Source organism: Arthrobacter sp. BGA-UO-ETr-C19, assembly GCF_059568005.1.
In genome coordinates this window covers 1-3,117 of sequence record NZ_JCAQPC010000003.1, presented here as the reverse complement: position 1 = coordinate 3,117, position 3,117 = coordinate 1, and the positions used below count along the sequence as shown (strand labels likewise).

Genomic DNA, 3,117 nt, shown 5'->3' with positions numbered 1-3,117 from the left:
TGGCCCGTCATGCCCCGCCAGAACATCGGCTTCATGCTCGAACCCCACGGCTTCTTCAACCAAAACCCCACCCTGAACCTCCCCACCGAAACCCGCACCACCAACAGCGGCCACTGCAGCATGGGGGCCGGGAAATGAGCAGGCAACAAGCTACAGCAAGCTCGAGTACCGTCACGCCCGGTTCCCGGTCGGGGAAGCTGAAGGCCAACACCCTGGGGCTGTGGGATGTGGTGTTCATGGCGGTCGCGACGTCCGCACCCATCACGGTGATGAGTGGCAACGTCCCGATTTCGGTCGGATTCGGTGTCGGCACCGGAACGCCGGCAACGTATATCTGGGCAACGGTGATCCTGTCCATCTTTGCGATCGCATATGTCACGATGGCCCGCTACGTGACCTCGACGGCCGCGTTCTACGGCTTCATCTCCCGCGGTCTGGGGCGCGTGCTCGGCCTCGGAACCGGTTTCATGGTGACTTTCGGCTACATCGTTTTCGAAGCCAGCATCATCGGTATTTTCTCGTACTTTGGCCATCTGGCCTTCAAGGATCAGTTGGGCATGGACATCCATTGGGTAGTCTTCGCCGTGGTTGGCCTGTTGACCATCGGCTTCCTGACCTTCTTTGAGATCAGCATGGCAGCGAAAATCCTGACGCTGCTGTTGTTCACGGAGATCGCGATCCTGGCCATCATGGCCTTCGGCGTCCTGTTCCAGGGTGGAGGCCCCGACGGGCTGATGCCAGAGACATTGAACCCGGCCATTGCGTTCTCGCCAAACGGGCTGCAGTCCGCCGCGCCGGGGCTGGCCATGTTCATCGCGTTCTGGTCCTGGACCGGCTTCGAGTCGACAGTGATGTACGGGGAGGAATCCAAGAACCCGAAGAAGATTATCCCGATCGCCACCATGATCGCGGTCACCGGCGTCGGCGTCTTCTACACGTTTGTCTCCTGGATGTCCGTCGCAGGCAACGGCGCCCAGGGAGCTATCGCCCTGGCGCAAAGCGCCAACCCCCTGGACATGTTCTTCCATCCCACTGATGTCTTTGTCGGCCACGGCTGGGTCATGGTCATGGAATGGCTGATGATGACCGGATCCTTCGCCTGCGCCATGGCCTTCCACAATGCAGCCTCACGCTACATGTACTCCCTCGGACGGGAAGGCATCCTGCCGGGGATCCTTGGCAGGACCCACAAGAAGCACGGATCGCCGCACATCGCGTCATTCCTCCAGACAGGTATCGCCATCCTGTGGATCCTCGGATTCTGGTTCTTCAATAAGGACCCCTACCTGGATGTTTTCGCCCTTCTGGCGATCCTTGGGACATTCATGCTCGTGATTGTGCAGACCGTAACGATGGCGGCAGTGTTCAACTACTTCCGCAAGCACCATCCGGAAGAAAACTTCTGGCGTACCAAGGTCGCCCCCATTGTTGGTGGGGCGGGTATGTTAGCCGTTGTTATCCTGATGTTCCTGAACCTGGACACGGCTGCCGGACCTGCATCGTCGTCCCTGCTGTTCAAGCTCATCCCCTACATCGCCGCCGGGCTGTTCATCACGGGGGCAGGTCTGGCTCTCTACTTCCGGAAGACCGATCCGCTCAAGTACGAAACCATCGGCCACGTCGTTCTTGCCGACGACGGCCACGGCCCGGTCCTGGACGAGGAAGATCCGGAACCGTTGCACCCGATCGACCTCGACGACCTGAGGGACATGGAGCGCCAGCACGCCAGCGGCGACCTGGACCAGGAACTCGACGAACTCGAACGCGAGAAAAAACTAGAGCTGGAGAAGGAATAGCCCTAGAAGCCGGTCCGCGATGCTGCCCGACGGCGGCATCGCGGACCGGTCGTTTCCCCACTCAGAGCTTTTCCCCCCACAATCTTCGGTCCCCGCTGCTGTCGGCACCCGCATCGGGGACCGAACCCAAACCCAAAATCCACCTCAACTCCAGTAGGGCGTGATACACGTGTTCGATATCCCCGCAATGACCTGGACCGTCACCGCCGTCCTGCTCGCCGGCAGCAGCTACCACCTCTGGCAGGCGTTCAGGTCACCCCACCTCACCGACCGGGTCAACAACACCCTCCACGCCCTCATGAACACCCTGATGGCCGCCATGCTCTGGAACCTGGCCCCCTCCACCCTCCTGGCCCAGATCGGCCTCCTCGCAGGCGCCGCACTCTGGTTCATCATCCAGGCTGTCGCCCGCCCCGAATACAAACTCCTCTGCGCCGGCACCCAAGGCCGGCTCAAATGCGCCTACCACGCCCTCACCATGACCGGCGCAGCCCTCATGATCGCCATGATGACCCGCCCCACCAGCACCTCCAACGGAACGCCCACGTCAATGCCGGCCGGCCACCACCACGCCATGACAACCACGCCCACCCCGGGAACCCCAACCGCGGCAACAGCCCTGGACCACACACCCGGCATCCTCCTCACACTCCTCTTCAGCATCGCCGCGCTGACCTTCCTTATCCTCCTGATCCGCAACCGGACAACCACCACCACCCACCACCACACAGGGTCACGGCGATACCCCACACGCACAGAACACGCACTAGAAGCAATCGGGGCCACCACCATGGCCCTCATGTTCGCCACCACCGCATAACCCAGCACAGCCAGACACCAGCACAGCGCCACAACGACAACGGCGGCACCCTTTCGGGTGCCGCCGTTTCGCGTGCTGTCGTGTTTTCGAATGTTTCCAACATGTTAACGGCAGTGGGAATTTATGGCCCCGAATTTCTCAAGTAAATGTTTATAAATAACTTTCCTAAGCGAATTCCCTCGCGTAGTTTTGCTTGTGAAAGGAACGCGGGTGACCGGCATCACACCGACTTATCTGTGCCGGAGATGAACAGATCTGCCAAGGACGAACAGTTCTGAGAAATCCAGGGACCTTTTAGTGCCTATCGGCCTCACCGGCAACACCACCAGGCTTCCGGGCCATAGGCGTTCTCATCCTGTCAGGGACTTATCTAGGAGAAAAAGCATGACTATCGATATTGAGACTTCAGCCGTTGTTGGGGTGGCGCATCCGTTGGATCCGTTGTCGCGGGAGGAGATTTCGCGTGCGGTGGCGGTTCTGAAGGAGGGCCCTGCTGCGGCG

3 protein-coding genes are annotated in these 3,117 nt (G+C 60.3%); all 3 read left to right on the top strand.

Going from position 1 to position 3,117, the window contains the following annotated elements:
- Nucleotides 1-9: 9 nt before the first annotated feature.
- The 3 genes from AC57BR_RS00180 (at nucleotide 10) to AC57BR_RS00170 (ending at nucleotide 2,616) form a co-directional block, all read left to right on the top strand.
- Entirely contained in the window at nucleotides 10-138 is a 129-nt protein-coding gene (locus AC57BR_RS00180) for a hypothetical protein (RefSeq protein ID WP_496357778.1), read from the top strand.
- Nucleotides 135-1,796 (top strand): APC family permease, encoded by a 1,662-nt coding sequence (locus tag AC57BR_RS00175; protein ID WP_496357777.1) that lies wholly within the window; start codon nucleotides 135-137, stop codon nucleotides 1,794-1,796. Before AC57BR_RS00180 ends, AC57BR_RS00175 begins: the two co-directional genes overlap by 4 nt.
- Nucleotides 1,797-1,965: 169 nt before the next feature.
- Nucleotides 1,966-2,616: a DUF5134 domain-containing protein gene (locus tag AC57BR_RS00170; protein WP_496357776.1), complete on the top strand. Its 651-nt coding sequence runs from the start codon at nucleotides 1,966-1,968 to the stop codon at nucleotides 2,614-2,616.
- Nucleotides 2,617-3,117: the final 501 nt, after the last annotated feature.

Excerpts from the sequence above, each read along its gene's own strand:
- AC57BR_RS00180 (WP_496357778.1), top strand. The coding sequence starts at position 10 with ATGCCCCGCCAGAACATCGGCTTCATGCTCGAACCCCACGGCTTCTTC.
- AC57BR_RS00175 (WP_496357777.1), top strand. The coding sequence starts at position 135 with ATGAGCAGGCAACAAGCTACAGCAAGCTCGAGTACCGTCACGCCCGGT.